Annotated in this window: 16 protein-coding genes and 1 pseudogene; 12 read left to right on the top strand and 5 right to left on the bottom strand. The window is 67.0% G+C overall.

Translation table 11 applies throughout. The annotated features are described in order from the left end of the window. Positions 1–281 precede the first annotated feature (281 nt). The 5 genes from hrcA to dapB all read left to right on the top strand — a co-directional run bounded on the left by hrcA (position 282) and on the right by dapB (position 6,148). Positions 282–1,337 (top strand): heat-inducible transcriptional repressor HrcA, encoded by a 1,056-nt coding sequence (gene hrcA / locus CKO41_RS08540; protein ID WP_200253223.1) that lies wholly within the window; start codon positions 282–284, stop codon positions 1,335–1,337. 86 nt (positions 1,338–1,423) lie between these two features. Continuing rightward, a complete protein-coding gene (gene grpE / locus CKO41_RS08545; protein ID WP_200253222.1) occupies positions 1,424–2,041 on the top strand; it encodes a nucleotide exchange factor GrpE in 618 nt (205 codons plus the stop codon). An 86-nt stretch (positions 2,042–2,127) separates the two neighbouring features. Next, on the top strand, positions 2,128–4,074 hold the full coding sequence (gene dnaK, locus CKO41_RS08550) for a molecular chaperone DnaK (protein WP_200253220.1): 1,947 nt from the start codon (positions 2,128–2,130) through the stop codon (positions 4,072–4,074). A 110-nt stretch (positions 4,075–4,184) separates the two neighbouring features. Then, positions 4,185–5,318, top strand: coding sequence for a molecular chaperone DnaJ (gene dnaJ / locus CKO41_RS08555; RefSeq protein WP_200253218.1), 1,134 nt, complete (start codon positions 4,185–4,187; stop codon positions 5,316–5,318). 5 nt (positions 5,319–5,323) lie between these two features. After that, positions 5,324–6,148: a 4-hydroxy-tetrahydrodipicolinate reductase gene (gene dapB / locus CKO41_RS08560; protein WP_200381832.1), complete on the top strand. Its 825-nt coding sequence runs from the start codon at positions 5,324–5,326 to the stop codon at positions 6,146–6,148. A 385-nt stretch (positions 6,149–6,533) separates the two neighbouring features. On the opposite strand, the gene mgtE is transcribed toward dapB, so the two are convergent. Continuing rightward, complete coding sequence (gene mgtE / locus CKO41_RS08565) at positions 6,534–7,892, bottom strand: magnesium transporter (protein ID WP_200250798.1); 1,359 nt, start codon at positions 7,890–7,892, stop codon at positions 6,534–6,536. Positions 7,893–8,254: 362 nt separating this feature from the next. Between mgtE and CKO41_RS08570 the strand changes: the two genes are divergently transcribed. The 6 genes from CKO41_RS08570 (at position 8,255) to CKO41_RS08595 (ending at position 16,671) form a co-directional block, all read left to right on the top strand. Further along, entirely contained in the window at positions 8,255–9,310 is a 1,056-nt protein-coding gene (locus tag CKO41_RS08570; protein WP_200381833.1) for a PstS family phosphate ABC transporter substrate-binding protein, read from the top strand. Between the two features lie 96 nt (positions 9,311–9,406). Further along, positions 9,407–10,798, top strand: a complete 1,392-nt coding sequence (gene pstC, locus CKO41_RS08575; protein WP_200381834.1) for a phosphate ABC transporter permease subunit PstC — start codon at positions 9,407–9,409, stop codon at positions 10,796–10,798. Then, positions 10,791–12,092, top strand: coding sequence for a phosphate ABC transporter permease PstA (gene pstA, locus CKO41_RS08580; RefSeq protein WP_200381835.1), 1,302 nt, complete (start codon positions 10,791–10,793; stop codon positions 12,090–12,092). The genes pstC and pstA overlap by 8 nt, the downstream gene beginning before the upstream one ends. Before the next feature lie 40 nt (positions 12,093–12,132). Further along, positions 12,133–12,996, top strand: a complete 864-nt coding sequence (pstB, locus tag CKO41_RS08585) for a phosphate ABC transporter ATP-binding protein PstB (RefSeq protein ID WP_200250804.1) — start codon at positions 12,133–12,135, stop codon at positions 12,994–12,996. A 63-nt stretch (positions 12,997–13,059) separates the two neighbouring features. Continuing rightward, positions 13,060–13,791 carry a phosphate signaling complex protein PhoU gene (gene phoU / locus CKO41_RS08590; RefSeq protein ID WP_242464123.1) on the top strand — a complete coding sequence of 244 codons (732 nt, stop codon included), beginning with the start codon at positions 13,060–13,062 and terminating at the stop codon, positions 13,789–13,791. 975 nt (positions 13,792–14,766) lie between these two features. Continuing rightward, positions 14,767–16,671 (top strand): B12-binding domain-containing radical SAM protein, encoded by a 1,905-nt coding sequence (locus tag CKO41_RS08595; RefSeq protein WP_200381837.1) that lies wholly within the window; start codon positions 14,767–14,769, stop codon positions 16,669–16,671. 217 nt (positions 16,672–16,888) lie between these two features. Here the strand turns inward: CKO41_RS08595 and CKO41_RS08600 are convergent, their stop codons facing one another. The 3 genes from CKO41_RS08600 to CKO41_RS08610 form a co-directional block, all read right to left on the bottom strand. After that, positions 16,889–17,257, bottom strand: a complete 369-nt coding sequence (locus CKO41_RS08600) for a hypothetical protein (protein ID WP_200381838.1) — start codon at positions 17,255–17,257, stop codon at positions 16,889–16,891. Between the two features lie 135 nt (positions 17,258–17,392). After that, entirely contained in the window at positions 17,393–19,366 is a 1,974-nt protein-coding gene (ftsH, locus tag CKO41_RS08605) for an ATP-dependent zinc metalloprotease FtsH (RefSeq protein ID WP_200381839.1), read from the bottom strand. A gap of 78 nt (positions 19,367–19,444) precedes the next feature. Then, on the bottom strand, positions 19,445–20,998 hold the full coding sequence (locus tag CKO41_RS08610; RefSeq protein ID WP_200381840.1) for a BCCT family transporter: 1,554 nt from the start codon (positions 20,996–20,998) through the stop codon (positions 19,445–19,447). A 644-nt stretch (positions 20,999–21,642) separates the two neighbouring features. Between CKO41_RS08610 and CKO41_RS08615 the strand changes: the two genes are divergently transcribed. Next, positions 21,643–21,966 (top strand): hypothetical protein, encoded by a 324-nt coding sequence (locus CKO41_RS08615; RefSeq protein ID WP_200381841.1) that lies wholly within the window; start codon positions 21,643–21,645, stop codon positions 21,964–21,966. 50 nt (positions 21,967–22,016) lie between these two features. Here the strand turns inward: CKO41_RS08615 and CKO41_RS08620 are convergent. Beyond that, positions 22,017–22,280, bottom strand: a pseudogene (locus tag CKO41_RS08620) (transposase); the annotation flags it as partial.

The raw sequence follows: 22,280 nt of genomic DNA on the forward strand, positions 1-22,280 counted from the left end.
CGTCTCGAACGCGGGTTCAAAGTAGCATGTGCGCTGTCCCTCGCCAACTGCGCGTGGGAGGCCCGGGGCGGTGCCGTGTCGCCTTGACAGGCGGGGCTCCAGCCCATAAATTGCTAGCACTCCTGAGTAGCGAGTGCTAAGTCGGACGCCAGCCGGTCGGTTCGCTCGTCGCCTCGCCGGGAACGCGGGAGTCCCTATCGGCCGCCCTGGCGGCGCACACCCTACGAGGAATTGCACTCGGGGCCGGACATCCAACTGCCTCGTGGTCTCGAAGAGCAACTTTGGCTACGAAGAAGAACAACGGCGACGGACAGGTCAGCGAACGCGCCCAGCACTTTCTCAAGGCCCTCGTCGAGCGCTACATCCGCGACGGCCAGCCGGTCGGGTCGCGGACCCTGGCGAAGGATACGGGGCTGGATCTCAGTCCGGCGACCGTGCGCAACGTCATGGCCGACCTCGAGGACCTGGGGCTGATCTCGTCGCCCCATACCTCGGCCGGGCGCATCCCGACCGTCGCCGGGTACCGCTTCTTCGTCGACAGCCTGCTGACCGTCAGGCCCCCGACGGACGAGGACCTCGCCCAGATGCGCTGCCGCTTCGGCCAGGCCGCCGACCTGTCGGGGCTGATCGAGGAGACCTCTCGGCTGCTCTCGGGCCTGACGCACATGGCCGGCGTGGTCATGGTGCCGCGCCACGAACGCACCGCCTTTCGCCAGATCGAGCTGCTGCCGCTGTCGGGCAACCGCGTGCTGGCCATCCTGATCACCAGCGAGGGCGAGGTCCACAATCGCATCGTCTTCACCGAGCGTCAATTCTCGCCGGCGGATCTGGAGCAAGCGAGCAATTTTCTCAACGACATGTTCACCGGCCACGACCTGCGCGATGTGCGCAAGCGGTTGGTCGAGGACCTGCGGCGCACCCACGAGCACATGGACAAGCTCATGATGCGTGCCGTGCAGCTCGCCCACGAGGTGGTCGAGTCGGCCGAGCACCGCGACGACTGCCACATCGCCGGACAGACCAACCTGATGGAGTTCGGCGAGCTGGCCAGCCTGGAGCGGCTCAAGCAGCTCTTCGACGCCTTCTCTCAGAAGCGCGAGATCCTGCATCTGCTCGATCGCTGCATCGTCGCCGACGGTGTCCAGATCTTCATCGGCGAGGAGTCGGGTTATGGGCTGCTCAACGATTGCAGCCTGGTCTCGGCGACCTATCGCGTCGATGACCATGTCGTCGGGGTCCTCGGCGTGATCGGGCCGACGCGCATGGACTATCCGCGGGTCATCCCGCTGGTCGATGTCACGGCCCGGTTGTTGTCGGCCGCACTGCGACAGCAATAGCCGGGCATGATCAATCTTCCTTCCCGGCCGTCCTGTCGCGTCACGCAGCCCGCAGAGGCGGTCGGATACCTTCTAAGGAGGTGGCAATGACGAAGGAGCACAGCAACGAGACACCGAGCCCGGCGCCCGAGGAGGCCGAGGTCGGGATCGACAACGAGGCCGCGGCCGCCGATCCGGGCGATACCCAGCCATCTGGCGACGTGGCCGGCGAGGACCGTGGCGCGGCGGGTGGCGAGGCGCTCAGTGCGCTGCTCGAGGACGCCCGGGCCAAGGCCGACGAGCACTGGAACCAGCTCCTGCGCGCTCGCGCCGAGATCGAGAACCTGCGCCGGCGCCAGGCGGCGGAGCTGGAGAAGGCGCACAAGTTCGCCCTCGATGGCTTCGTGCGCGAGTTGCTGCAGGTGCGCGACAGCCTGGAACTCGGTCGGGCCGCCGCCACGGCCGAGACGGCCGATCTCGCCAAGCTGCGCGAGGGCACGGAGCTGACGCTCAAGCTGCTCGCCGATGTGATGGGGAAGTTCGGGGTCGAGCCGGTCGACCCCGCGGGCGCGCCCTTCGATCCGGAGTTTCACCAGGCCATATCCATGCAGCCCCGCGACGACGTACCGCCGGGTACCGTGGTCACCGTGATCCAGAAGGGCTATCTGCTCAACGGGCGACTGGTGCGGCCGGCCCTGGTCGTCGTGTCACAGCAGCCGAGCTGAAACTGGCTTGAAGGTTGCGGGGTTTTCCCCCAATTGTGGGGGCATCGGTGCACAACGGGCACAACGGATTCGAATTGGAGAGTGATATGTCGAAAATCATCGGTATCGATCTGGGGACGACGAACTCCTGCGTCGCCGTCATGGAGGGCGACAACGTCAAGGTCATCGAGAACGCCGAGGGCGATCGCACGACCCCCTCGGTCGTCGCCTTCAGCGGCGACGGCGAGGTCCTCGTCGGCCAGTCGGCGAAGCGTCAGGCGGTCACCAATCCGACCAACACCTTGTTCGCGATCAAGCGACTGATCGGGCGCCGCTACGAGGACTCGGTCGTCAAGAAGGACGTCGACATGGTCCCGTACAAGATCGTGCGGGCCGACAACGGCGATGCCTGGGTCGAGGTCAACGGCAAGAAGATGGCCCCGCCGGAGATCTCGGCGAAGGTCCTGCAGAAGATGAAGAAGACCGCCGAGGACTATCTCGGCACCACGGTCACCGAGGCGGTCATCACGGTGCCGGCCTACTTCAACGACTCGCAGCGCCAGGCGACGAAGGATGCCGGGCGTATCGCCGGGCTCGAGGTCAAGCGGATCATCAACGAGCCGACGGCCGCGGCCCTGGCCTACGGCATGGACAAGCGGCGCGGCGATCAGAAGATCGCCGTCTACGACCTGGGCGGCGGCACCTTCGATATCTCGATCATCGAGATCGCCGAGATCGAGGGCGAGCACCAGTTCGAGGTGCTCTCGACGAACGGCGACACCTTCCTCGGCGGCGAGGACTTCGACAAGCGGATCATCGACTTCCTGGTCAACGAGTTCAAGAGGGATCAGGGCATCGACCTGCGTCGCGACCCGCTGGCCCTGCAGCGCCTCAAGGAGGCGGCCGAGAAGGCCAAGATCGAGCTCTCCTCGAGCCAGCAGACCGATATCAATCTGCCCTACATCACGGCCGATCAGAACGGGCCGAAGCACCTCAACGTCAAGCTGACGCGGGCCAAGCTCGAGGGCCTGGTCGAGGACCTGGTCGATCGGACCATCGAGCCCTGCCGGATCGCGTTGAAGGACGCCGGCGTGACGGCCGGGGAGATCGACGAGGTCATCCTGGTCGGCGGCCAGACCCGCATGCCCAAGGTCCAGGCCAAGGTCGAGGAGTTCTTCGGCAAGGTGCCGCGCAAGGACGTGAACCCCGACGAGGCCGTCGCGATCGGTGCGGCGATCCAGGGCGGCGTCCTCGGCGGCGAGGTCAAGGACGTGCTGCTGCTCGACGTCACCCCGCTGTCGCTCGGCATCGAGACCCTGGGCGGGGTCATGACCAAGCTGATCGACAAGAACACGACCATCCCGACCTCGGCCCAGCAGGTCTTCTCCACCGCCGAGGACAACCAGCGGGCGGTCACCGTGCATGTGCTCCAGGGCGAGCGCGAGCGGGCCGTCGACAACAAGTCGCTGGGGCGCTTCGATCTGAGCGACATCCCGACCGCGCCGCGCGGCGTGCCGCAGATCGAGGTCAAGTTCGACATCGACGCCAATGGTATCCTCAACGTCTCGGCCAAGGACAAGGCGACCGGCAAGCAGCAGTCGATCGTCATCAAGGCCTCCTCGGGCCTCTCCGATGACGAGATCGACCGGATGGTCAAGGACGCCGAGGCGCACGCCGACGAGGACCGTCGCTTCCACGAGCTGGTCACGGCCCGCAACCAGGCCGACACCATGATCCATGCGACGCGCAAGTCGATGGAGCAGCTCGGCGAGAAGATGGACAGCGGCGAGAAGGACGCCATCGAATCGGCGATCAAGGCCCTCGAAGAGGCGATGAAGGGCGAGGACAAGGACCGCATCGAGGCCTGCACCAAGACCCTGAGCGATGCCTCGGCGAAGATGGCCGAGCGCCTCTATGCCCAGGCCGGGGATCAGGGCGGCGCCGCCCCGGGGGCTGGCGAGGGTGCCCCGGGCGCGGACGCCGGCCCCTCGGGCGGCGGCAAGGACGACGTGGTCGACGCCGAGTTCGAAGAGGTCAAGGACGACAAGAAGTAAACCGACTCGCCGGGACGCAGCGACCGAGCGCGCGGCGTGCGGGCCATCGCCCGTGCGCCGGGCGCTGTTTGCGTTCCGCCGTCTGCTGAGCTGAAGGCACAATCAGAGCTATGTCCAAACGCGACTACTACGAGGTCCTCGGGGTCCAACGCAACGCCAGCGAGGCCGACATCAAGAAGGCCTACCGCCGCCTGGCGATGAAGTGCCACCCGGACCGCAATCCCGGTGATGCCCAAGCGGAGCAGCGGTTCAAGGAGATCAACGAGGCGAACGAGGTCCTGAGCGACCCGAAGAAGCGTTCAGCGTACGATCAGTTCGGCCACGCCGGGGTCGGCGGGCCTGGCGGTTTCGGTGGCCCCGAGGGCTTCGGCGGCGCCGGTGGTTTCTCCGACATCTTCGGCGATGTCTTCGGCGACATCTTCGGCGGCCGGGCCGGCGGCCGGCGCAGCCATCGTGGCGCCGACCTGCGCTACGACCTGACCCTGACCCTGGAGGAGGCGGTCGCCGGCAAGGACGTCAAGATCCGCATCCCGACGCTCGTCGACTGCCAGTTCTGCGGCGGCAGCGGCGCCAAGCCCGGCACCAAGCCCAAGACCTGCCCGACCTGCAGCGGCACGGGCCAGGTGCGCATGCAGCAGGGCTTCTTCTCGATCCAGCAGACCTGTCCGCAGTGCCGCGGCACCGGCCAGATCGTCGTCGAGCCCTGCACCCATTGCCACGGCGCCGGGCGGGTCGAGGAGCGCAAGACCCTGTCGGTCAAGGTGCCGCCCGGCGTCGATACGGGCGACCGCATCCGCCTCGCCGGCGAGGGCGAGCGTGGCGAACAGGGCGGCCCGGCCGGCGACCTCTATGTCCAGATCCAGGTCAAGGACCACCCGATCTTCACCCGCGAGGGCGACGACCTCTACTGCGAGGTCCCGATCGGCTTCGTCGCCGCGGCCTTGGGGGGGGAGCTGGAGGTGCCGACGCTCAACGGCAAGGTCGTGCTCAAGATCCCGCACGGCACCCAGACCGGCAAGCTGTTCCGCGTGCGCGGCAAGGGGGTCAAGTCGGTGCGCAGCAGCGGCGTCGGCGACCTGCTGTGCCGCGTCGTCATCGAGACGCCGGTGAACTTGACCGAGCGTCAGAAGGAGCTCCTTCAGGAGTTCGACCAGAGCGTGCAGGCTGGCGGCGAGCGCCACAGCCCGAACTCGTCCTCTTGGCTCGACGGGGTCAAGACCTTCTTCGAAAAGATGGGGTTCTGAACGCCATGACGCCAATTCGCATCGCCGTGGCCGGGGTCTCCGGCCGCATGGGGCGCACCCTGGTCGAGGCCGTCCAGGCCGCCGACGGTCTGGTCCTCGCCGCGGCCACCGAGCGTCCCGGCAGCGCGCTGATCGGGACCGATGCCGGCGAGTTGGCCGGGGTCGGTCCGGCCGGCGTCGCGATCGGCACCGACCTCGCCGCGCTGGTCGATGACTTCGACGTCCTGATCGACTTCACGATCCCGGCGGCGACCATGGCGCATCTCGCCGTCTGCCGCGCCGCTGGCAAGGCGATGGTCATCGGCACGACCGGGCTCGATGACACCCAGAAGGCGGCCGTCGCGGCGGCCGCGACGACGATCCCGATCGTCTTCGCGCCGAACATGAGCATCGGCGTCAATCTCTGTCTGAAACTCCTCGATATCGCCGCGCGCGTCTTGGGCGACGAGGTCGACGTCGAGATCATCGAGGCCCATCACCGCCACAAGGTCGATGCCCCCTCCGGCACCGCCCTGCGCATGGGCGAGGTCATCGCCGAGGCCCTCGGGCGGCGCCTCGAGGACGTCGCCGTCTACGGCCGCGAGGGCCACACGGGGCCGCGCGCGCGCACGACGATCGGCTTCGCCACCGTGCGCGCCGGCGACGTCGTCGGCGAGCACAGCGTCTGGCTGGCCGGCGAGGGCGAGCGCATCGAGATCGCCCACAAGGCGAGCAGCCGGCTGACCTTCGCCAACGGCGCCGTGCGCGCCGCCTGCTGGCTCGCCGAGCGCCGCCCCGGCCTCTACGACATGCAGGACGTTCTCGGGTTGAAGGACATCGCCTCCCGGTGAGCCCCGAGCCCTGGCGGCCGGCCCGGGCGCCTGGGGACGTAGGGGTGCGACGATGCAAACGGGGCGTCGGTCGGGTGGGCGCAGCGTAACCCGACAGCGGCCTCGGTGGGGTTTGCGTCGCCAGCCGTCGGGTTACGCCCCGGGGGGCTAACCCGACCTACGGGCCGTGCCGGTATCGTCGGGGCCGTAGAACGTAGGGCGGGAAAGCGCAGCGCATCCCGCCGCGCACCCGGGGCGTAAGCACTCGGGGCGTAAGCCAGGACGGCGGTCGCCGAGAACGAACAGACCAGCGCGCGCCGTAACCCGACAGGTGGCCGCATGTTTCACGGTAACCCGGTCTACGCGACTGGAGGCCGGCCGCCGGGAGCTGGCGGCGCCACCGAGGTCACAGCAGGAACAGCGAGGCCAGGCCGAGGAAGCTCAGGAAGCCGACGACATCGGTGACGGTCGTCAGGATCACGGCCCCGGACAGGGCCGGGTCGATGCCGACGCGGTGGAGGACCAGCGGGATCGCGACGCCGCTGGCGGCCGCCGCGAGCAGGTTGATGACCATCGCGGCCGCGATGACGGCGGCGAGGCCGCCGCTCTGGAACCACAGATACGCGACCACGGCGACGACCGCGGCCCAGATCAGCCCGTTCAGGATGCCGACGAAGATCTCCTTGACCGTCAGCCAGCGGACGTTCGAGGAGGCGATCTGATCGAGCGCGAGCCCGCGGATCGTCAGCGTCAGGGTCTGGCTGCCGGCGATGCCGCCCATGCTGGCGACGACTGGCATCAGCACCGCGAGGGCGACGATCTGGCTCAGCGCCTCCTCGAAATTGCCGATCACCCAAGCGGCGACCAGGACCGTCACCAGGTTGATCCCGAGCCAGACGCCGCGGCGCTGGGCGCTCGGGATGACGGGCGCGAAGAGGTCCTCTTCCTCCTCGAGGCCGGCGGTCTGCAACAGCCGCCGGTCGGCGTCCTCGCGGATGACATCCAGCACGTCGTCGACCGTAATGCGCCCGAGCAGTCGGTCGTCCTGGTCGAGGACTGCCACCGAGATCAGGTCGCGCCGGTCGAAGAGTGCGGCGATCTCCCGCTCGCTGGCGCTCGCGCGCACCGTCTCCGCCTCCGCCTTCATCACTTCGGCCACCAGCAGCCCCGGGTCGTTGGTCACGAGATCGGCCATGTCGAGCCGCCCGAGATAGCGCCCGTCGTTGGCCAGCACCATCAGGGCGTCGGTGTGGGGTGGCAGCTCGTGGTGGCGGCGCAGCCAGCGCAGGACGACGGCGAGCGTCACGTCGCGACGCACGCTGATGACGTCGGTGCTCATCAGGCGTCCGGCGCTCTCCTCCGGGTAGCTGAGGACGGCCTCGAGGCGCTGGCGGTGGTCGCGGTCGAGGGCGGCGAGGATCGACTCGGTGAGGTCGTCGGGCAGCTCGCCGAGCACCTCGGCCAGGTCCTCGACGTCCATCTGCTCGGCGGCGCTCACGAGCTCCGCGTGGTCCATCTCGTCGATGAGGGTGGCGCGGGCCTCGTCGTGGACGTGGGTCAGCACCTCGCCGCGGATGTCTTCCGGTACCAGTTCCCAGGTGACGCGGCGCTCCTCGGGCGGCATGCCCTCGAGCAGGTCGGCGATCTCGGCCGGATGCAGCTCGGTCAGCGCCTGGCGCAGCAGTTCGGTGTTGCCCTCGGCGAGGTCGCGCAGGGCGAGCTCGACCAGTTCGCCGGTGATGCTCTGCTCTGGGGTCTGTTCCATGGGTCCGCCTTGTCTGTCGCGTTGCCTTCTCTGGGGGCGCACCATGGGTCCGCCTGCGGTGGCCGGGCCGTCCGCCCTGGGGCAGCGCCCGCTCGGGCGCCGCGCGGCGAATCCTGGGGATGCCCGCGCCCGGCGCCGTCGATCCCGCGCCGCCGGCCGCTCGGCGGTGGCTCGGGAATGCCGTGTCAATTTAACAAATCGGTCGAAGGCGCGGCGACTTCCCGAGGTTGCACGCCGCGATGCGATGCCGGGCGCCTCGATCGGGCGGCGCGTCATCAAACGGTAACCGTACCTTCATATCATGTGAACAGCGACTGATGACAATACTCGGGCCTTTCCTTGAATCTTTGAGGTGACAGCTTATGAGGAAGACGCTCATCGCCGCGGCCGTGACCGTGACCGCCTTCGCTGCAACGGTCTCGGTCCAGGCCGTGGCCCGGGACACCATCAGCATCGTCGGTTCGTCGACGGTGTTTCCGTTCTCCACCGCCGTGGCCGAGAACTTCGGGCGCACCACCAATTTCGGCACGCCGAAGGTCGAGTCGACCGGCACGGGCGGCGGCATGAAGCTCTTCTGCGCCGGTGTCGGCGTCGGTACGCCGGACATCACCAACGCCTCGCGCGCGATCAAGGCCTCTGAGTACGATGCCTGCGTCGCGAACGGCGTCAAGGACATCGTCGAGGTCAAGATCGGCTTCGACGGCATCGCGATCGCCAGCTCGAAGGACGCCGAACAGCTCGATCTGGGCCTCAAGGAGATCTTCCTGGCCCTGGCCAAGGTGGTGCCGGATCCGGAGGGCAGCGGCAAGCTGATCCCGAACCCCTACAAGACCTGGTATGACGTCCGGGCCAATCTGCCCAAGATCGAGATCGAGGTCCTCGGCCCGCCGCCCACCTCCGGCACCCGCGATGCCTTCGCCGAGCTGGCCATGGAAGGGGGCTGCAAGACCTTCGAGCAGATCAAGGCCCTCAAAGCCACCGACGAGGATCAGTACAAGGCCGTCTGCCACGGCATCCGCGAGGACGGCCATTACATCGAGGCCGGCGAGAACGACAATCTGATCGTCCAGAAGCTGGTCGCGAATCCGGACGCGCTGGGCATCTTCGGCTACAGCTTCCTCGAGCAGAACGCCGACAAGATCCAGGGCTCCAAGGTCGGCGGGGTCGAGCCCACCTACGACTCCATCTCCGACGGCAGCTACCCGATCTCGCGCTCGATCTACTTCTACGTGAAGAAGGCCCATGTCGGCACGATCCCCGGGATCGCCGAGTACGTGGCCGAATTCACCAGCGACAAGGCCTGGGGGCCGGAAGGCTACCTGGCCGACAAGGGTCTGATCGCGCTGCCGGATGCCGAGCGCAAGGCCATGGCCAAGGACGCCCAGGCGATGAAGACGATCGGCAAGCCCGCCAAGTAGGGCCGAGCGAGCGGAACACGGGCGCGAGCGCCCGCACCGACCGGCGGTCCTAGGGGGCCGCCGGTCTCGCGTCGAAGCCAACGGATCCTCTACCCCATGCCCACCTCTGTCCTCCTGCTGATCCTTCTCGCCGCCATGGCGGTGGCCTATCGCCTCGGCAGCAAACGCGCCGTATCGGTCGCCGGAGGGGCGGCGGGGATCAAGACGCTCCATTCGCTGCCGGCCTATTACGGGTTCTATCTGGCCCTCTGGACAGGGCTACCGGCGCTCCTCGTGCTCGGCCTCTGGCTCGGCTTCCAGGACGCCATCATCACCGCCCTCGTGCAGGCACAACTCCCAGGCGATCTGACCGCCGGCCTGTCCGAGGGACGCCTCAGTCTGCTGCTGAACGACATTAAGAACCTGGCGCAAGGCAACATCGTCTCCGGCGAGATCACCCCGGCGCTCCAGGCCGCCGCCGACCAGTACGTCCGCCTGCAGGGGATCGCGACCCTGGCCCTCTGGACCCTGGTGCTGGCCGCCGCCACCGGCGGCCTCGCGCTTACCGGACGCCAGATCACGCCGAGCCTGCGGGCGCGCAACCGGGTCGAATCGGCGATCCTCGTCATCATGATCGTCTGCTCGTCGATTGCGATCCTGACGACGCTCGGGATCATCCTATCGGTCGTGTTCGAGTCGATCCTGTTCTTTCGCAAGGTCGCCTGGACGGAGTTCTTCTTCGGCCTCGAATGGAGCCCGCAGACGGCGATGCGCGCCGACCAGGTCGGGGCCGCCGGCGCCTTCGGTGCGGTGCCTCTGTTCGCCGGCACCCTGCTGGTCTCCTTCCTGGCGATGCTGGTGGCCGTGCCGATCGGCCTGATGTCGGCCATCTATCTCGCCGAGTACGCGCCGCGCGCGGTACGTGCCTGGGCCAAGCCGGTGCTAGAGGTGTTGGCCGGCATCCCGACCGTCGTCTACGGCTTTTTCGCCGCCTTGACGCTGGCCCCGTTCATCCGCGACCTGGGCGGGCAGATCGGCCTTGATGTCTCCTCGGAGAGCGCGTTGGCCGCAGGCTTGGTCATGGGGATCATGATCATCCCGTTCGTTTCCTCACTCTCCGATGACGTGATCAACGCCGTACCCCAGGCGATGCGCGACGGCTCCTATGCCCTCGGGGCGACCCAGTCGGAGACGATCCGGCGGGTGATCATCCCGGCCGCGCTGCCCGGCATCGTCGGTGGCGTGATGCTCGCGGTCTCGCGCGCGATCGGCGAGACCATGATCGTCGTCATGGCCGCCGGCCTGTCGGCCAACCTGACCTGGAACCCCCTCGAGAGCGTCACGACGGTCACGGTGCAGATCGTCACCCTGCTGACCGGGGATCAGGAGTTCGACAGCGCCAAGACGCTTGCGGCCTTCGCCCTCGGCCTGACGCTGTTCGCCGTGACTCTCATCCTGAACGTGATCGCCTTGGGCATCGTGCGCAAGTATCGGGAGCAGTATGAATAGTCCAATCGCCGCTGCGCGCCCGCGCGCGATCGATCGCGTGAACCAGAGTCTGAAGCGGCGCTACGCCGCCGAACGGCGTTTCCGGTTCCTCGGCGCCTCGGCCGTCGTGATCGGTCTGCTCTTCGTCACCATCCTGTTCGTCGACATCATCGGCAAGGGCTACACCGCGTTCTGGCAGACCTCTATCCAGCTGTCGATCTATTTCGACCCGGAGGTCATCGATCCGAGCGGTGAGCGCGATCCGCAGGAGCTGCGGCGGGCCGACTATCAGAAGCTCGCCCGCGACGCCCTGCGCGCGGAGTTCCCGGAGGTCCAGCGCCGCCAGGAGCTGCGCGAGCTCTACGGGCTGCTCAGCACCGGCGTTGCCCAGCAGTTGGCCGAGCGGGTCCAGGCCAACCCGGAGCGGATCGGTACGACAGAGGCGGTCTGGCTGCTGGCCGACGATGACGTCGACATGCTGATCAAGGGCAAGATCGACCGGGACCTGCCCGAGTCCGATCGTCGCGTCAAGGATCGGCCTCTGGCCTGGATCGAGGCGCTGGAGGCCAAAGGGGCCATCGAGAAGCACTTCAATACCCCGTTCTTCTCTAACGGCACCTCGCGCGAGCCAGAGCTTGCCGGCATCGCCGGCGCCCTGATGGGGAGCTTCTACACTTTGCTGCTGACCCTCTTGTTCTCCTTCCCGATCGCGGTCGCGACGGCCGTCTACCTGGAGGAGTTTGCGCCGAAGAACCGCTGGACCGACCTGATCGAGGTCAACATCAACAACCTGGCGGCCGTGCCCTCGATCGTCTTCGGCCTGCTGGGGCTCGCGGTCTTCATCAATTTCTTCGGCGTGCCGCGTTCGACACCCTTGGTCGGCGCCCTGGTGCTGACCCTGATGACCCTGCCGACCATCATCATCGCGAGCCGGGCGGCACTGAAATCCGTGCCACCGTCGATCCGCGAGGCGGCCCTCGGGGTCGGCGCCTCGCCGTTGCAGACCCAGTTCCACCACGTCCTGCCGCTCGCGATGCCTGGCATGTTGACCGGCACCATCATCGGCATGGCCCAGGCCTTGGGCGAGACCGCGCCATTGCTGATGATCGGCATGATCGCCTTCATCGTCGACATCCCCGGCGGGGCAACGGATGCGGCGACCGTCCTGCCGGTGCAGATCTTCCTATGGGCCGATAGCCCGGAGCGCGGGTTCGTCGAGCGGACCTCGGCGGCCATCATGGTATTGCTGGCCTTCCTCATCGCGATGAACCTGACGGCCGTGATGCTGCGCAGAAAGTTCGAGCGGCGGTGGTAGGCGTGACATGCACCCCGAATCACGAAACGAGGCTGAATCAATGAGCACAACAGCAGAGGCGGTCGGTCAGGCCAAGGCCGCTATCACCTCGGCGGACCTCGCGAAGGCACGCGAGGTGAGTGCGACCGTCGGGGAATTCCGTTCGCCGACGCCGCGCATGGTCTGTCGCAACGTCAATGTCTGGTACGCAGACAAGCAGGCCATCAAGGACGTGAATCTCGACATCGGTAAGAACGAGGTCGTCTCGATGATCGGGCCATCGGGCTGCGGCAAGTCGACCTTCCTGCGTTGCCTGAACCGGATGAACGACACCATTGCCGGCTGTCGCGTGAGCGGTACCCTGGAACTGGACGGCGTCGATATCTACGACAAGCGGCTCGACGTCGTGCCGCTGCGCGCCCAGGTCGGGATGGTCTTCCAGAAGCCGAATCCCTTCCCGAAGTCGATCTACGAGAACGTCGCCTACGGGCCGCGCATCCATGGGCTGACGAACGACAAGGCGGAACTCGACGCCCTCGTGGAGGAGAGCCTGCGCAAGGCCGGCCTCTGGGAAGAGGTCAAGGACCGGCTCGACCAGCCCGGCACCGGGCTCTCCGGCGGCCAGCAGCAGCGGCTGTGCATCGCCCGCACGATCGCCGTCTCGCCCGAGGTCATCCTGATGGACGAACCCTGTTCGGCGCTGGACCCGATCGCGACGGCCAAGATCGAAGAGTTGATCGACGAACTGCGCGCCAACTACTCGATCGCGATCGTCACCCACTCGATGCAACAGGCCGCTCGCGTCTCGCAGCGCACCGCCTATTTCCACCTCGGCGATCTGATCGAGGTCGGCCAGACCGACCAGATCTTCACCAATCCGCGGCACCGGCTGACCGAGGACTACATCACTGGGCGCTTCGGCTGACGGAACACCCGTCAGCGCTCAGGTCTAGTCGAGCAGCGCGGCCATTCGATGGGGCAAGGCACCATGACGATCGATCCGACCGAAGGACATACCGTACGCGCGTACGACCGGGAGCTCACGCAGCTGCGCGGCTTCGTCTTGGAGATGGGCGAGCGCGTCATCGAGCAGACCCGCTTGGCGGTCGATGCCCTGATCGAGGGCGATGCCGAGACGGCGCGGCGCGTCGTCAGCCAGGAGCGCAAGATCGACTACATGGAGCTCGACGCCGACGACGAGGTCTTCAATCTGATCGCCAAACGCGCCCCGACGGCGATCGACCTGCGCCTGATCCTCGCCTTGTCGAAGGTCATTGGCGACCTCGAGCGGGCCGGGGACAAGGCGGCGCGTGTCGCCGCCTGTGCGATCGAACTCCAGACCCGCGGCAGCCGGTTGCCGGAGGTCAAGATCCTCCACCACTTCCGGCAGATGGCCGAACTCGCGTGCCGAATGCTGAGCAATAGCCTGGACGCACTGGCGCGCACCGACGTCGACCTGGCGCTCGGCGTCTTCGCCGAGGACCGCGGGCTGGAGATGGAGTTCGACGCGGCCATGCGCCACCTGATCACCTTCGTCTTCGAGGACGCGTCGCTCGTCGGCCAGGTCATCGAGCTGGTCTTCGGCCTCAAGTCGCTCGAGCGCATCGGCAACCACGCCGGCAACATCGCCGAGCAGGTGATCTACATCGCCAAGGGGCAGGACGTGCGCTATCAGAACCGCGAGAACCTGATCGCCGCGCTGAGCCAACGGCGCCGCTGACGGTTGGGGTGGCGCAGGGCGTGCCGCGTCGGGTTACCGCGTAACCCGACATCGGAGGCCGAGTTGTATCGCTCGTCCTTGAGGGCACCTTGAAAAATGCAAGGTGCCCGCGCGGGGCAAGGATGCCCCGCCATTTTCAGTCGCCTAAGCGACTGAAAATGAAGCGAAGCGGAAATCGCATTTTCGCTTCGTGTCTTGAAGAATTGCCAGGATGGCGATTTTTCGAGGTCCCCTCGAATCATTCCTGAGCGCCCGATGGCGGCCGATGCGCCGTCCGAGGTTACCGCGGACGCGCGCGTCCGCGTCCGGCACGCGAGGCGGGTGAGGTCAGGCCCTTTCCTCGGCTTGCTGAGCGGATGGTGGCAGGGCCGGCTCGGGCGTCACCGCAGGTCTTGTGGCCGAGGCCCCCTCGGCGGGTGCGGGCTGCCCGACGGCCGGGGCGGGCGGCGCCCCTTTCCCCTCGTTCTTTCGTGGCGGTTCCTCGCTCGTCGGCGCCGAATAGAGCGCCGAGGCCTTGCTCCAGTTCCGCGCGGCCAAGAGGAACAGACCAAGCGCCAGAACGGCAAGAACTCCAAATAGAATCAACCAAATCGTCTTAGTCATCGCGGCTCCTCGATCGGTCGCAACTGAGGGATAGGGGGGCGCCGCGGCGCTGCGCCGCGGGGCTCCGGTCAATGTTGACCCGCGTCGGGATCGACTGCAAGCGCGCCCGATGATTGGCGCGCTCGACGACATTGGGCGTCGGCGTCCGGTCGATCGCGGTCGGCGCGCCTCGCCCAGGCCGGTGGATGTGATGCAGCGCACAAGGCGGTCATGCCGGCGGCCTTCGCTGCCCGCCGACTTGACGTGGATGGCTGCGGCGTCGTCTCCTCGTGGTTCGGCGTACGACATGGATCCGCCAGGCGGCCGGAGGCGTGTCGGCTGGCCGGTCGATTCGTTCGTGATCTGGCTTCGTGATCTGGCAAGGATTCGGGTATGGCCCCATTCGATCTCGCGCAGGTGGACGCCCGCAAAGACCTCCCGGGCGCCGCAGCCGACGGCGGACGCACCGTCCTGGTTGCTCCGGAGCACTTCTATCTCTTCAACACCCTGGCCGTACCCCAGTTGACCGGCTTCCTGGTGGCGCAGGGCTGCCCGGTGCAGCAGCGGGTACTCGACAACGAGTTCTATTCGTTCGTCGCCGAGTCCGGGACCCTCGAGCGGTCGCTCGGCGAGATCACCGCCCGACGCGAGAGGCTCGCCCCCGAGCTGGTCGATTCGCTCGCCGGGTCGATCGCGGCGGCTCGCCTCCCCGAGGAGCTCGGGCTGCGAGCCGCGAACCCCGGCGAATTGCTCGATGCCGTGCTCGGGCGTGGTCCGCGGGTCTGTCGCCTGCTCAATGCCGCCGAGGCGTTGCTGCGCACACGGTTCCTGGGGCTCTCGAAGGGGCGCTTCCTGCTCGCGATGGCGCGTGTGCAACTCGCCGTGGATCTCTTCGTCGCCCCCTGTTGGCCAAGTCGATTCGGCCTCTTCGGCGGCCTGACGATGGCCGGCGGCACGGAACGCTCGACGGTCGTCTTGGAGGCCACCGCCGACGCGGGCCACAATCCCTTCTTGGCCTACTATCGGGAGCGGGTCGTCCCCTCGATGCCGGGCGATACGCACCTGGTGGGGATCTCGATCACGCACGAGGCGCAGCTCATCCCGGCGTTGACGCTGGCGCGCGTGATCCGCGAGCAGCGACCCCGCGTCCACATCAATCTGGGCGGGGCGACCGTGAGCACGTTGCGCGCGACGCTCGGGGCCGAGAACCCGCTCTGGCCGCTCTACGACAGCATCGCCGTCGGCGCAGGGGAAGAGGCGATCACCGGGTTGCACCTGGCCCTGACGACGGGGGGCGCCGGTCTGGATCAGGTGCCGAACCTCTGCTGGCGATCGGCCGACGGAGGCATCCACCACAACGCGGTCGCGAGCGGGGGCGAGCTCGAACGGATCGCGACGCCCGTCTTCACCGATCCGCGGCCCAATCCGATCCTGACCATCGCCAGTTCGACCGGCTGCGATTGGGCCAGGTGCCGGTTCTGCCATTTCCCGAGGATCTACTCCGACGAGACCCGGTACTGTGTGCGTTCGGCCGATGCCTTCGTGCGTGACATCGCCACCCTCACCGAGCGCCACCAGCCGTCCTATTTCCATATCTGCGACACCAACCTGTCGATCGAACAGCTGGAGGCCTTGAGCGATGCCATCCTGAGGACCGATCTGCGGCCGCGGTTCTATTCCTTCGTCCGCGCCGAAAAGGCCTTCACCGATATCGATCTGTGCCGCAAGGTCCGCCGGGCCGGCTTCTTCGCCCTGCATTTCGGCCTGGAGTCGGGTTCGCAGGAGGTCCTGAATCGCGCCTGCAAAGGCATCCGTTTGGAAAACGTCGCGAAGCTTCTGGAGAACTTCCGCCAGACCGACATCCTCGCCAATGTGTTCATGATGGTCGGCACGCCGGGCGAGACGCCCGAGGACATCGACCTGAGCGTCGCCTTCGTGCGACAACACCTGGACAAGATCGGTGGCGAGATCGCCGTCAGCCGCTTCTATCTGGACAAATACTCGGACATCTACTTCCATCCCGAGGCCTTCGGCATCGAGATCCGCCCCGACCCGCAGGCCGACCTCGACACCGATGTCCCGTTCCACAACCCGACCGGTTACAACCATGAAGACATGGAATCCCTGGTCGACAGCTTCTACGAGCGGATCGGCCTGCCGCGGAACTATGGCCAACGATTCATCCTCGCGATGCTGGAGCGTTTCTGCCCCGACGATCTATCGCAACGCATCGCCCTCTATGGGCCATTCCTGTTGGGCAGCCTGAGACGCCAAGTGGCCCGCCTGACGGAGGGTTGACGCGGGTCGGCTCCATCGCCCCGCATCCGCACGGGCGGTGTCGTGCCGCGATCGGTTGGCAGAGGTCGGCGGCGAATGCGGCCGGAGGGTCGGCCTTCCCGCGTCGCTCCCACCGCCCCGGCTGGTCGGTGGTGATCGGCGATGTGCTCTGGGGAGAGCTCGGCCGCGTTGCGGTGTCGCTCGATGTCGAATCGGGGGCGCTTCGCCTGTGGTTGTCTCACTCGTCGCATGGGGTCACCCACGCCCGACCCGTTCCCGGATCGATATCCAGCACCAGCTCACAGTGCTCGGTGATGGTATCCATCGGCGATGGGTCATCGGCGCAGCTGCAGCCGGCGATGATGCCCGCGTAGAAGACACCGAGGTGCACGCGAATGAGGCCTGCCGCCTCGTGACTGCGCAGCACATGGACGCCAAGTGGTGCTTCGGCGACCGCGCTCGTCTGTGTCAGACCGGCTTGCAGCAGAGGTTGCAGGACGGGGTGATGAGATCCGAGTGCCTGGATCTCTTCGATCAGGGTCGGGCGGAACGACGGGCTGCCCCAAGCCGAGGCAGATCGCGTCAGCGCAAGCGGCGCATCGGTCATTCGGCTGTCTCCATCTCCTGTCGTCGCATCCATCCCGAGCAGGGTGGCGCGATCGCCGGTCTGCACGCGGCGCGGACCGCCCGAGGCTTGGTCGCCGCTGACGATCGGATTACCGCGCGAGCAGCGACGAGGTCTTCAGCCGCCAGCGCCGACGCGGCGCATCTTGGCGGGCGGACCCTCGAGCAGCTCCCCGATCCGCTCGCGGCCCAAGGTTTCGGATTCCACTAGGGCCTCGGCAAGTCGCTCGAGGTGCGAGCGGTTATTGCTCATGAGCTTGCGCGCCTTCTGCTCGATGTCCTCGATCAGGCCCTTGATCTCATCGTCGATGAGCTGTCCGGTGGCATCGCTGTAGTTGGGACCCTGGCCCATCTCGCGGCCGAGAAAGACGGGGCTGTCATCGTCCTTCCACGACACCGGACCAATCCGTTCGCTCATACCCCAGCGGCAGACCATGCGCCGAGCGAGCTCGGTCGCCTGAGACAGGTCGGCCTCGGCGCCGGTCGTGACCTCGTCGAAAATGAGCTGCTCGGCGATCCGGCCGCCAAGCATGACCCCGATGCGGTCCTTCAGGTAGCGTTGCTTGTAGGTGCGCCGGTCCTCATCGGGCAGTTGCTCGGTCGCGCCGAGGGCCCGACCGCGGGGGATGATCGTCACCTTGTCGAGGGGGTCGGCGTTGGGTAGGAGCCAGGCCATGAGCGCATGGCCGCTCTCGTGGTAGGCGACCAGGCGCCGTTCTTCCTCGCCGATGTCTTGGTCGCGCTCGGCGCCGAGGACCAGCTTGTCGCGGGCGGCGGCGAGGTCCTCCATGTCGACCTCCTCCTTTCGCGCCCGCCCCGCGAGCAGCGCGGCTTCGTTGACGAGGTTTTCGAGGTCCGCGCCGGAGAAGCCCACGGTCCGCGCGGCGATCAGGCCTAGGTCGGCATCCTCGGCGAGGCTGATTCGGCGCCCGTGCAACTTCAGAATCGCCAATCGCGCGTCACGGTCCGGTAGCTCGAGGTAGACCTTCCGGTCGAAGCGGCCCGGCCGCAGCAGGGCCTTGTCGAGGACGTCGGGACGATTGGTGGCAGCGAGCACGACGACGTCCTCGTTCGGCGTGAAGCCGTCCATCTCGCTCAGGATCTGGTTCAAGGTCTGCTCGCGCTCGTCATGGCCGCCGCCCAGGCCGGCGCCGCGACTGCGACCGACGGCGTCGATCTCATCGATGAAGATGACGCAGGGCGCCTCCTTCTTGGCCGCCTCGAACATGTCGCGCACGCGCGAGGCGCCCACTCCGACGAACATCTCGACGAACTCCGAGCCGCTGATGCTGAAGAAGGGCACTCCGGCCTGGCCCGCGACGGCCCGCGCGAGCAGCGTCTTGCCGGTCCCGGGCGGGCCGACCAGCAAGAGCCCTTTGGGCATGGTGGCCCCCAAGGCTCGAAAGCGCTGTGGGTCGGAGAGGTGGTCGATGATCTCGCGCAGATCCGCCTTCGCGTTCTGCAGCCCCGCGACCTCGTCGAGTCCGATCTCGCTCTCCTCGGCACGGAAGCGCTTCGCCTTGGACTTGGCGAAACCGAAGATACCGCCACCGTCTCCACCATCGCCGCCCATCATCCGCCGCTGCATGCGGTAGCTCAGATAGAAAAAGGCACCGAGCAGCAGGACCCAGGGCAAGATACCTACGAGCAGTTGGCCCCAGATCCCCGATTGGGCCGGTTCGGCGGCAATCTCGACACCCTTTTTCTCGAGCAGCGCCAGCAGCTCGCGGTCTTCGATCTGTGGCATCGTGCTCGTAAACGGCTCGCCGGCCGGCCCGGTCTGATCATCCGGAGCGCCCTCGGTGCGAGGGGCGCCACCGCCGACGGCCGGCTCTTGTTGCACCGGTCTGGCATCGAGGATGTGGCCGCGAATCTGGTCGCCCTCGAAGACGACACGATTCACCCGCCCGTCGCGCACGGCTTGCTTGAAGGCCGTGTAGCTCAGCTCCGCGTGACCCGGGCGCAGAAAGGGCATCAAAAAGACGGAGAAGACGACCAAGGCGGCGGCCGCGATCAAGAGGTCGCGCCGGCGGCGATTGCCGTTCCCGTCTTCGGGCGGCCGCGGATCCTTTGCATACTGCTCATTGCTCATGACTGCCCCCTGTCGTGGACGTTTCAAGATCGAATCCCTTGGTTTCAGACCAAGCGCCGCAGTGGTCGTCACCGCCGCTCAATCGGATCTCTCCAGACCGCGACGCAGCGCGGTACGCTCGGGTATGCCGTCTTCGGCCGCATCGACGCGCAGCGCCTTGAGGAGCCCCCAAGCAGCGATCAACAGAAACACCGTCATCGGCAGGCCAGACGTCAGTGAGGCCGTACGCAGGGCTTGCAGCCCCCCCGAGAGCAGCAGCGTCGCCGCCACCGTCCCCTCGGATACTGCCCAAAAGACGCGCTGCGCGCGCGGCGGGTTGGGGTGGCCGCCCGAGGTGACCATGTCATCGACGAGCGAGCCCGAATCCGAGGAGGTCACGAAGAAGATCACGACCAGCAGCGTGGCCAGGACCGCCGTCACGGTCGGCAGCGGCAGCTGCTGGAGCATGGCATAGAGGCCATCGGACGGGTTCTCGCTGACGGATTCGGCGATTCTGCTCGCACCGGAAACCTCCTGACTCAAACCCGTGCCGCCGAAGACGGCGAGCCAGACGAAGGTCACCAGAACCGGCACCAGGAGGACGGCGAGGATGAACTCACCGATGGTGCGGCCGCGCGAGATCCGCGCGACGAAGACGCCGACGAACGGCGACCAGGAGATCCACCAGCTCCAATAGAAGAGCGTCCAGTCGGCCTGCCAATGACTGTCGGCCCGCAGGTCGAGCCAGAGGCTCATGCCGAGCAGGTGCTGCAGGTAGTCGCCAGTTGCCGAGATGAGAATCTCGAGCAGATGCACCGTTGGGCCGGCGACGAAGACGAACGCCAGCAAGAGGGCGGCCAGGGCGATGTTGAGCTGCGAGAGCCGCCGAATGCCCTTGTGCACGCCGCTGACGACCGAGATGGTGGCAACGAGCGTGATCAGCGCGATGATGGCCACCTGGACCATCTCCCCTTGTGGGATGTCCACCAGCCTGGCGATGCCGGCGTTGATCTGCATGGCGCCCAGGCCGAGCGAGGTCGCGACGCCGAACAGGGTGCCGACGGTGGCGAGGATATCGACGGCATGCCCGATCGGACCATAGATACGCTGACCGATGACCGGGTACAGCAAAGAACGCGGCGCCAGGGGCAGGTCGTGCCGGAAATGGAAGTAGGCGAGCGACAGGCCGAAGACGATATAGACGCCCCAGGGATGGAGCCCCCAATGGAAGAAGCTCAACCGCATCGCCTGGCGGATCTCGCCTTCCCCAGAGGCGGGGGCGAAGGGGGGCTCCGTCCAGTGCATCATCGGCTCGGCGACGCCCCAATAGACCAACCCCGTGCCCATCCCTGCGCTGAACATCATCGCGAACCAAGAGAGGTAGCTGAATTCGGGCTCGGCGTCCAGACCGCCAAGCCGGATGTCGCGGAAGCGGCTGAACAGGATCACGAGGACGAAGACGAGCAAGGCGCTCGCCCCCAGCACGTAGAGCCAGCCGAAGTGCTCGATGATTCCTGATTGAATGGCCTGGAAGACCCGTTGTGCGAGATCCGGCCAGCCGACGCCGAGGCCGACGAAGCCGAGCACGAGGCACGCAGAGCCTAGGAAGACTGTCGGCTGCATCGCCGAGAAGAGACGCGCTGGCTTGAGCATGATCTGGGCGCCGCAGAACCGGTGACCGGCCGCGTCCGGAAGGGACGCCAGCCCGCGGCTCGGCAGCGAGGGTCCTCCTGGTGCCGCTGGTACCGACCGGTTCTGCAAGACTCAGGCCGTTCGGGTGAGCCGCTCCGGGTTGATCGGGAGCGAGTTCGTCCCACTCCTGACCGGAGTCCTTGGAGCGGTCGCCGCCGCGGATTGCGACGGCACGCGGCGCTCCACGGCGCTCCTGCCGTGTGGTCAGCCCATCCTGCCCGGATCGAGCGGGGCAAAGCCCCCGGAGCGAGGCAGATGCCCCATCTCACGCCACGCCGCGCGCGGCGACCTGCTCGGGTTGGTCCGCCTCTCTTTGGCCGTCAACGCGGTATCGATCGTCTCCGAAGTGTTCGCATGGCGTTGGCGCGACCGTCGACGAGGGGGCCTCGGCGTTGCGCCTACCAGGAGGTATCCATGGCGTGTCGCGACCGATGCCATGCGAGTACCCCCCCCGCGACCATCGACTAGGCACCAAAACCGGCTCGCGATTTGCCCGAAAAAAGCATGTCGGTAAGGCGCGGCATCCGGACCGGAACCAGAGCCGAATGCTTCGTCCGGATGGCAAGGCGCTTCGTACCCAAAGAGAGATGCAACCGGAGAAGACCATGAGAATTTCCGATAGGATTCGCCTATCCTTTCTTGCCGTCACGGCTAGTCTCCCGATTCTCGCGACCGGCGGGGATGTTTCGCGGGGTGCGCAAGACGCCGTTGACACCGGGCCCGTGCGCGAGGTTATCGAACCGATACGGCCGTTCAGCGACCTCGACCTAGACCACGACGGGGTCCTCTCCACCTCTGAGGCGCATGCCAGCCCGCGAATCGGCTCCGATTGGCGTCGGCTCGACACCAACGACGACGGCGTGATCGACCGCTCCGAGATCCGCGTCTTGGACATACCCGCGCCGACGGCCGAGGAGGCCGATCGCTGACGGACGACCGCTGCCCGAAACCGTCATCTTGGCAGATCTCCGCAGGTCCCGAGATAGTGCACGCCATACTTGGCGAAGTCGAAGGCGTGGTAGGCCCCGCCGAGGCTGGTCTTGAGGTTGCCCAGGACGGTATTGACCCAACTGAACCGCGGCAAGTCTTTGGGCTTGCGCGCGCCGACGATGATGACGGTGTGCTCACAGCCGGCATCGGTGACGCCGGCAAAGCAGGCCAGGCCATCGGAGGTCACCCGGCAGCCGGGCGCCAGGTCTGCGGCGGCCCAGTCCGCGATGGCCGGACGGGTGAAGCCGGGCAG

Source organism: Thiococcus pfennigii (assembly GCF_016583835.1).
Classification (GTDB): domain Bacteria; phylum Pseudomonadota; class Gammaproteobacteria; order Chromatiales; family Chromatiaceae; genus Thiococcus; species Thiococcus pfennigii.

Bases quoted from the DNA above. Each gene is read 5' to 3' on its own strand.
- pstA (WP_200381835.1), top strand. From the start codon at position 10,791: ATGAATAGTCCAATCGCCGCTGCGCGCCCGCGCGCGATCGATCGCGTG.
- ftsH (WP_200381839.1), bottom strand. From the start codon at position 19,366: ATGAGCAATGAGCAGTATGCAAAGGATCCGCGGCCGCCCGAAGACGGG.
- mgtE (WP_200250798.1), bottom strand. From the start codon at position 7,892: ATGGAACAGACCCCAGAGCAGAGCATCACCGGCGAACTGGTCGAGCTC.
- pstB (WP_200250804.1), top strand. From the start codon at position 12,133: ATGAGCACAACAGCAGAGGCGGTCGGTCAGGCCAAGGCCGCTATCACC.
- grpE (WP_200253222.1), top strand. From the start codon at position 1,424: ATGACGAAGGAGCACAGCAACGAGACACCGAGCCCGGCGCCCGAGGAG.
- CKO41_RS08600 (WP_200381838.1), bottom strand. From the start codon at position 17,257: ATGACCGATGCGCCGCTTGCGCTGACGCGATCTGCCTCGGCTTGGGGC.
- dnaK (WP_200253220.1), top strand. From the start codon at position 2,128: ATGTCGAAAATCATCGGTATCGATCTGGGGACGACGAACTCCTGCGTC.
- CKO41_RS08610 (WP_200381840.1), bottom strand. From the start codon at position 20,998: ATGCTCAAGCCAGCGCGTCTCTTCTCGGCGATGCAGCCGACAGTCTTC.
- dnaJ (WP_200253218.1), top strand. From the start codon at position 4,185: ATGTCCAAACGCGACTACTACGAGGTCCTCGGGGTCCAACGCAACGCC.
- pstC (WP_200381834.1), top strand. From the start codon at position 9,407: ATGCCCACCTCTGTCCTCCTGCTGATCCTTCTCGCCGCCATGGCGGTG.
- dapB (WP_200381832.1), top strand. From the start codon at position 5,324: ATGACGCCAATTCGCATCGCCGTGGCCGGGGTCTCCGGCCGCATGGGG.
- phoU (WP_242464123.1), top strand. From the start codon at position 13,060: ATGACGATCGATCCGACCGAAGGACATACCGTACGCGCGTACGACCGG.
- CKO41_RS08615 (WP_200381841.1), top strand. From the start codon at position 21,643: ATGAGAATTTCCGATAGGATTCGCCTATCCTTTCTTGCCGTCACGGCT.
- CKO41_RS08595 (WP_200381837.1), top strand. From the start codon at position 14,767: ATGGCCCCATTCGATCTCGCGCAGGTGGACGCCCGCAAAGACCTCCCG.
- CKO41_RS08570 (WP_200381833.1), top strand. From the start codon at position 8,255: ATGAGGAAGACGCTCATCGCCGCGGCCGTGACCGTGACCGCCTTCGCT.